The following is an 8,252-nucleotide window of genomic DNA, read 5'->3' on the forward strand; positions in this document are numbered from 1 at the left end:
TGGCGCTGTGGTGAGGAGATGGTGGCCGAGGTCGGGCTGCCCGACGGGGCGCTGGCAGGCGTGGCAGGGTTCGGGATCCATCCGGCACTGCTGGACGCTGCTGTTCAGGTGGCCGGGTTGCTGGCTTCGGAGGAGTGCCTGCCGCATGCGTGGAGCGGTGCCGCCCTGCACGCCCGGGGCGTGACCAGGCTGCGGGTGCGCATGACGCCCACCGACAACTCCACTACGACCGTCCGCCTCCACATGGCCGACGAGACGGGAACACCGGTCCTGTCCCTGGACTCACTCACCCTGCGCCCCCTGCCGACCGACGGACTCGGGACCGCCACCGGGCGCGGGACGCTGTTCGAAGTGCAGTGGGTTCCCTGCCAGGCGCGGGCTGATGGTGTCGTGCCGGAGTTTGTGGTGTGGGAGTGCCCGCGTGGTGAGGTCGCTGAGGTGAGCGCCGCCGCGTTGCAGGTGGTGCAGGAGTGGCTCGCAGAGGGCCATCCGGACCGTGCCCGGTTGGTGGTGGTGACGCGGGGGGCGGTCGTGACCGGCCCGGGTGAGGGTGTGGTGGATGTGGCGGGGGCGGCGGTGTGGGGGCTGGTGCGTTCCGCGCAGTCCGAACACCCGGACCGGTTCGTCCTCCTCGACCTCGACACCGACGACATCGGCGACGTCCCGGTCGCGGCCGCCCTGTCCTGCGGCGAGCCGCAACTGGCGGTGCGTGCCGAGCGGTTGCTGGCGGCTCGTCTGGTGCGTGTGCCGGTGCAGGCCGAGCTGGCGGGTGCCGTGTCGTGGGGTCGGGCCGGGACCGTGCTGATCACCGGTGGCACCGGCACTCTCGGCTCGGCCGTCGCCCGTCACCTGGTCACCACACACGGCGTGCGCCACCTGGTGCTGGCCAGCAGGCGCGGCCCCCACGCACCCGGAGCCGAAAACCTCACGGCCGAACTCACCGCCGCGGGCGCGACGGTCACGATCGAGGCATGCGATGTCGCCGACCGTGAGGAGCTGGCGGCGTTGCTGGCCCGGATTCCCGCCGACCGGCCCCTGACAGCCGTCATCCACACCGCCGGCATCCTCGACGATGCGACCGTCACCGGTCTGGACGCCGGACGGATCGGCCGGGTGCTGGGGCCGAAGCTGGAGGCGGCCCGGTATCTGGACGAGCTGACGCGGGAGATGGACCTGTCCGCGTTCGTGCTGTTCTCCTCCGCCGCCGGCGTCCTGGGCTCTCCCGGGCAGGGCAACTACGCCGCCGCCAACGCCGCTCTGGACGCGCTGGCCCACCAACGCCGCACCGCCGGTCTGCCCGCCCTCTCCCTGGCCTGGGGACTGTGGGAAGAGACCAGCGGCATGACCGGACACCTCGACACCGGCGACCACCGGCGCATCACCCGCTCCGGCCTGCACCCCCTCACCACCCCCCACGCACTCGCCCTCCTCGACACCGCCATGACAAGCCACCACGCAGCCCTCCTGCCCGCCGACCTACGCCCCACCCACCCCATCCCACCCCTACTCACCCACCTCACCCCCACCACCACCCGCCGACCACGCACCACCCACAACCGGCCGGTCGCCGGCGAGCACGACGCGACCCTCGCCGAACGCCTCGGCGCCCTCACCCCTGACCAGCAGCACGACACCCTCCTCACCCTCGTCCGCACCCACATCGCCGCCGTCCTCGGCCATCCCACCCCCGACACCATCCAGCCCGACCGCGCCTTCCGGGACCTCGGCTTCGACTCCCTCGCCGCCGTCGAACTGCGCAACCGGCTCGCCCGGACGACGGGACTGCGCCTGCCCAGCACCCTGGTGTTCGATCACCCGACCGCGGCCGCCCTCGCCCGGCATATGCGGACCCGGCTGCTCCCGGACAGTGCTGCCGCGTCCGCGACCTCTCCCGAGCAGTCCCTGCTCGTTGAACTCGGCCGACTGGAGGAGGCACTCTCCTCCGCCGTGTCGCCGCCCTCCGGCGGAGCCGCCCTGGACGAGTCGGCCCGCACCCGTCTGGCCTCGCGGCTCCGCTCGCTCGCCCAGACGCTCGGTGGAACGGAGGAGCTCCGCCCGGACCTCGCCGATACGACGGACGAGGAGGTGTTCGCGCTCATCGACGGCGAGATCGGCGCGGACTGACGCCCCGGCCCGCCCCCACCGGTGGCCGGCGCGGACTGGCACCGCGGCCCGCCCCGCCCACCGGTGGCCCACCGCCCTGGGCCCCGCCGCCCACTCCACCCCCACCCCTTCCGCAGCCTCACCCGGCTCTTCTCCCGTAAGGAGCAGCAGTGTCCGCGACTCCGTCGAGCATCCCCGAGGCGCCCGGTGCCTGGCCGGTCCTCGGTCACCTGCCGGCGCTCATCCGCAATCCGCTGGGTTTTCTGTCGTCCGTGGCGGACCACGGCGACCTCGTCCGGCTTCGTCTCGGCCCCCATACCGTCTACTTCGCCACGCACCCGGACCTCGTCCGGACCATGCTGGTGTCGAACGCGACCGACTTCACCCGGAGCAAGGGTGCGGCCGGCGCAAGCCGTTTCATCGGCCCGATTCTGGTAGCCGTGGCCGGGGAACCGCACCGCCGACAGCGGCGGTTGATGCAGCCCGGATTCCAGCGGGAGCAGCTCAAACGCTACGTCGTCGGTATGACGGCCGCCGCTCGGGAGACCGCCGACTCGTGGCGGCCCGGCCAGGTGGTGGATGTGCAGAAGACCGCCGGCGAACTGTCGTTGGCGATGATCACGAAGGCGCTCTTCCGGTCCGACCTGGGGGCGACCGCCGAGGCGGAACTGCGCGTCACGGGGCAAGACATCCTGAAGGTGGCCCGGCTGAGCGCGATCGCCCCGAAGCTCTACACCGTCCTGCCCACCGCAGCCAAACGCAACATGGGCCGCACCAGCGCGGCCATCCGGGAAGCGGTCACCGCCTACCGGGCCGACGGCCGCGACCACGGCGACCTGCTGTCGATGATGCTGCGCGCGCAGGACGCCGAGGGGCGCACCATGACGGACCAGGAGGTGCACGACGAGATCATGGGGCTCGCGGTCGCCGGGATCGGCGGACCGGCCGCCCTCACCTGCTGGATCTTCCACGAGCTCGCCCACGACGCCGTCCTCGAACAGCGCTTGCACGCCGAACTCGACACCGTCCTCGCCGGCCGGCTGCCCACCAGCGCGGACCTGCCGCTCCTTCCGTACACACAGCGCCTGGTGAAGGAGGCGCTGCGCTTGTATCCCGGCTGGGTGGGCTCCCGCCGCACCGTGCGGCCGGTCAGGCTCGGCGGACACGAAGTGCCGGCCGACGTGGAGATCATGTACAGCTCGTACGCGCTCCAGCGCGACGCCCGCTGGTACCGCGCCCCGGAGCGGCTGGACCCCGATCGCTGGGAGTCGAAGGAGTCGACGCGAGACGTGCCGAAGGGCGCCTGGGTCCCGTTCGCGCTCGGCACCTACAAGTGCATCGGTGACAACTTCGCCCTCATGGAGACGGCCGTGGCGGTCGCGGTGATCGCCTCGCGCTGGCGCCTGCGTCCCGTACCCGGCGACGTGGTCCGCCCGGTGGCCAAGGCCACCCACGTCTTCCCCAACCGCCTGCGGATGATCGCCGAACCCCGCACCCCGGCCACCTCGCACGACCCCGCCCCTGTCTCCGACTCCGACCCCGACTCCGCGACAGCGGCGTCCCGGGACTGACTGCCGAGGGTGCGGCACGGCACACGGAAGGGGCCCGCCAGCGGGCCCCTTCCGTGTGATCAGTAGGCGGCCGGTGGACCGAAGAAGCCCGGCAGCGCCGCAGGCGGTTGTCCGCCGACCAGCGACAGGATCGCCTGGAGGACGGAGTAGCCCAGCATCACCGTGTTGACGGCGCCCATCACGGCCAGGAACCGCACCCACGGCCGCACCCGGTCCGGCAGCAGCCACGTGCCGCGCTCCACCGCCGTCTCGTCACGTTCGTCGCGGAAGAACCGGAGCGCACTCAGCGAGCCGCTCGCCAGGCCCGAGCCCAGGAGCTGGTACAGCGGGAACTGGTACCACGCGCCGCTCCACAGGGTGACCGCCGGCAGTGCCCGCGACCAGACGGAGACTCCGACGAAGGAGACGAACGGCTCGGACAGGTCGAAGGCCACCGCCGCGAGGAAGGCCACTCCGACCAGTTGCCACGGCCGGACCCCGGGCCACCGGTCCCGGACCCGCGTCATGACCTGACAGCACCCCAGCACGCCCAGCAGCACCGTCGAACACAGACTGAACGTCACCAGTGGCAGCTCGGCCTCCTGCCCGGGCGGCAACCCCCGCCACCCCGGCACGTACGGGCCCCACGAGCCCACCGCGCCCCACACGTGGGTGTTGGCGATCAGCACGGGGTGGAACCAGTTCATCAGCGGGCTCAGCCAGCCCGCGAACAACACCCCGGTGAACAGCAGCGCGTCGAAGGACAGCCGACGCTCGGCCCGCCACCCCCGGACGAGCCAGAACCCCACCGCGAGGACACCCGCCGCCGACAGCGCCGGGAAGAGGACGTCCACGATCCGCCGGTGGCCGAGCTGCCCGCCGCCCGGGCCCGGCACGCCGACGAGGTGGTAGCCGCCGTCGGCGGCCCAGCGGACGAACACGTAGATCTGGAGGGCCAGAAACACCGACCCGGCCGCGGCCCATCCGAGCACGGGTCGGCGGCGGCCGGCGGACCACATCCGGTCCCGCTCCGCGGCGCCCTGATTGAGGCCGGGCGTCACGGCGGCCTGGCCGTGTGGGGGTAACTGCTGCGTCATGTATTCTCTCGCATCCGTGAACGTCGGGTCAGCCCTCGGACGGGGCCGGGTCGGCATCGGTACCGTCGTCGTGGGCCAGATCGATCAGGCTGTCGATGTCCATGGCGTCGATGTCCTCGATCGACACGGACCTCGGGGTGGGCTCTGCCGCCGCGCTGTCGGAGAAACCCGGTGCGGGGGCCGCGAGTTCGAGCAGGCGATCGAGCAGGCCCGCCTTCCGTAGCCGGTCGATCGGAATCGAGGACAACAGTCCGCGCAGCTCCGCCGCGCCCGCCGTGGACGCGGCGCTGTCCGGCGGAAGCAGCCGACTCCCCAGGTGCTCCGCCAGCGCCACCGGCGTCGGGAAGTCGAAGGCGAGCGTCGCCCGCAGGGCCAGCCCGGTGGCGACCTTCAGCCGGTTCCGCAGCTCCACGGCCGTGAGCGAGTCGAAGCCCAGCTCGCGGAAAGCCCGCGACTCGGCCACCGCCTCCGTGCCGTCGTGGCCCAGCACGGCCGCCACGTGCGAACGCACCAGCCGCAGCAAGGTGCCCCGGCGCTCGCTCTCGCTCTGCCGGGCCAGCCGCTCACGCAGCCGCTCCGCCTCGTCCGCACCACCCGGCCGCGCCCGGTCGACCGCTCCCCGAGCCTCGCGGGCGCCGGGTAGGCGGACCAGGCCGCGCAGCAGCGGCGGCAGCGGGCCGTATGCGGCCCGGGAACGAGCGGCGCGCAGGTCGAAACGGGCCGGGACGAGGAAGGGCTCCGCCGAGGACAGTGCAGTGGAGAACAGTTCCAAGGCGTCAGACGTCGGGAGTGGTGCCATACCCGCCCGGTTGAGCCGGTCGTGGTCGCCGCTGCCGAGATGCCCGGTCATACCGCTGCCCTCCGCCCACAGTCCCCAGGCCAGGGAGAGGGCGGGCAGCCCGGCAGCGTGGCGCCGGTGGGCGAGGGCGTCGAGGACGGCATTGGCGGCCGCATAGTTGCCCTGCCCCGGCGAGCCGAGAACGCCCGCCGCCGAGGAGAACAGGAGGAAGGCGGACAACGTGTGACGGCGAGTCAGCTCGTCCAGCAGGAGCGCCCCGTCCGCCTTGGCCCGCAGGACGGCCGCCAACCGGTCGGGGGTGAGCGAGGTCAGAACGCCGTCGTCCAGTACGCCGGCAGCGTGCACGACCGCACTCAGCGGATGCTCCTGCGGAACGCCGGCGAGCAAGGCTTCCAGCTGCGCCCGGTCTGCGGTGTCGCACGCGGCGACGCGGACCGTCGCGCCCCGTTCCCGCAGCTCGCTCGTCAGCGCCTCCACACCCTCGGCTGCCGGGCCGCGCCGACTCGCGAGCAGGAGATGGCGGACGCCGTGCTCCTCCACCAGACGCCGGGCGACCAGGCGGCCGAGCAGCCCCGTGCCGCCGGTGATCAGCACCGTGCCGTGGGCCGGCAGCGGCCGGGGAACGGGTGCGGTCGCGGTGCCTTGTCGCGGGCGGGCCAGCCGAGGCGCGTACAGCGTCCCGGCACGCGCGGCGAGCTGCGGCTCGCCGCAGGCGAGGACCGCGGCGAGCAGGTCCGGTGTGGCGGAGGTGCCGCTCGCGCAGTCCAGCAATGTGAGGCGGTCCGGGTGTTCCGACTGCGCGGAACGCATCAGACCCCAGACTGCCGCACCCGGTACGTCGGCCACCTCGTCCCCGGCTACGGCGGCGACGCTGCCGGACGTGGCGACCACGAGACGGCTGTCGGCCAGGCGTTCCTCCGCCAGCCAGGCCTGGACGACGGAGAGGGCCTGGGCGGCCACCGCCTGGACGGCGCCGACGGGGTCGCTGGTGGTGGCAGGATCCGGCGCCGGTCCCAGGACCACCACGGCGGGGACCGGGGCACCGTCGTCCAGGTCGGTGATCAGATCGTCGATGCCGTGGTACGGCCTCATGCCCGCGTGGGCCAGGCCCGCGACCCCCGCGCCGGTGTCGATCACGGCCCAGGGCAGTTCCGGTACGGAGGGGGAGTGGGCGGGGGGCGCCGTCGGCACCCACTGCACGTGGAACAGCGACCCCTGCCCGACGCCCCCTCCAGCCGCCCTGAGCTGGTCGGGCGAGACAGGCCGCAGGGCGAGCGACCCGACCGACAGCACCGGGCGACCGTCCTCGTCCACGGCCGTGATGGACACCGTGTCCCATGCGTCCGGCGTGCACGCCTCGACCCGTACGCGGAGCACCGTGCCGCTCCGCGTGAACAACGCTACGTCGGTCCAGACGAACGGCAACCGACCCTTCCCCGACGAGCCGTCGCCCGCGGAGTCGGCCGCCGACGCCAGCGCCGTCACATGCAGGGCGGCATCCAGCAGGGCCGGGTGCACCCCGAATTCCGACGCGTCGGCCGACGCCTCCTGCGGCAGACGCACCTCGGCGACGATGCCGTCGCCGTCGCGCCAGGCGGCGTGCAGCCCCCGGAACACCGGCCCGTAGGCCAGCCCGGCCTCCGCCATCAGGTCGTAGAGGCCGTCCAGCTCCAGCGGTTGAGCGGCCGGTGGGGGCCAGGCGGCGGTACCAGGAGCGGCGGAGGCGGTCGCCGCGGAGAGCGTGCCGGTGGCGTGGCACGTCCACGCGCGCTCCGACAGGTCTTCGGTGTCCGCGTCGGTGACGCCGTGCGAGTGGACGGTGAAGGCGCACCGGCCGTCGTCGTCGGGGGCCGCGACCGCCACTTGGAGCTCGACGTGACCGCAGTCGGGGATGACGAGCGGTGTGTGGAGGGTGAGTTCGTCCACCTGCTCGCAACCGGCCCGGTGGCCGGCATGGAGGGCGAGTTCGAGGAGGGCGGTGCCGGGGAGGAGGGTGGTGCCGGTGATGGTGTGGTCGGCGAGCCAGGGGTGGGTGTGGAGGGAGATGCGGCCGGTGTGGAGTCGGCTGCCGTCGGCGAGGTGGACGGTGGCGGCGAGGAGGGGGTGTTCGCTGGTCTGTACTCCGGCGGCGGTGAGGTCTGCTGCGCCGGGTGGGGTGTGGAGCCAGTAGTGGTGGTGTTGGAAGGGGTAGGTGGGCAGGTCGAGGTGGTGGGTGGGGTGGGGGTGGTGGGTGGTCCAGGTGACGGTGTGGCCGCTGGTGTGGGCCTGGGCGAGGGAGGTGAGCAGGCGGTGGGTGTCGTTGTCGTGGCGGCGCAGGGTGCCGATCGCGGTGAGGTGTTCGCCGTGGTCGGCGATGGCGGGGATGAGGGTCGGGTGCGGGCCGACCTCGATGAACGTGTCGTGGCCTTCGGAGGCGAGAGCGGTGATGGCCTGGGTGAAGCGGACGGGTGAGCGGAGGTTGCGGTACCAGTAGTGGCTGTTCAGGTGGGTGGTGTCCAGCCAGGTGTTGTCGACCGTCGAGTAGAACGGGATTGTGCTTGCCTTGGGTGTGATGTCCGCGAGTTGGTCGGTGATGTCGTCCTTGATGGCTTCGGTGTGGGGGCAGTGTGAGGCGTAGTCGACGGGGATGCGGCGGGCGCGGATGTCGGTGTCGGTGTAGTGGGTGAGGAGTTCGTCGAGGGCGTCGGTGTCGCCGGAGACGGT

General features: G+C 72.8%; 4 protein-coding genes. 2 read left to right on the forward strand and 2 right to left on the reverse strand.

All coding sequences use genetic code 11. The annotated features are described in order from the left end of the window. Nucleotides 1-2,124 (forward strand): type I polyketide synthase (locus tag ACZ7DL_RS38695; protein WP_470781715.1); only part of this gene is annotated, 2,124 nt, incomplete at its 5' end. Nucleotides 2,125-2,273: 149 nt separating this feature from the next. Continuing rightward, complete coding sequence (locus tag ACZ7DL_RS38700; protein WP_470781716.1) at nucleotides 2,274-3,674, forward strand: cytochrome P450; 1,401 nt, start codon at nucleotides 2,274-2,276, stop codon at nucleotides 3,672-3,674. A 59-nt stretch (nucleotides 3,675-3,733) separates the two neighbouring features. Here the strand turns inward: ACZ7DL_RS38700 and ACZ7DL_RS38705 are convergent, their stop codons facing one another. Further along, nucleotides 3,734-4,750 (reverse strand): spirocyclase AveC family protein, encoded by a 1,017-nt coding sequence (locus ACZ7DL_RS38705; RefSeq protein WP_470781718.1) that lies wholly within the window; start codon nucleotides 4,748-4,750, stop codon nucleotides 3,734-3,736. A 28-nt stretch (nucleotides 4,751-4,778) separates the two neighbouring features. Beyond that, on the reverse strand, nucleotides 4,779-8,252 hold a 3,474-nt coding region (locus ACZ7DL_RS38710; protein WP_470781720.1), incomplete at its 5' end, for a type I polyketide synthase.

The sequence above is a fragment of the Streptomyces sp. NPDC036984 genome (assembly GCF_055607665.1).

Coding starts and splice junctions, on each gene's coding strand:
- ACZ7DL_RS38705 (WP_470781718.1), bottom strand. CDS start 4,750: ATGACGCAGCAGTTACCCCCACACGGCCAGGCCGCCGTGACGCCCGGC.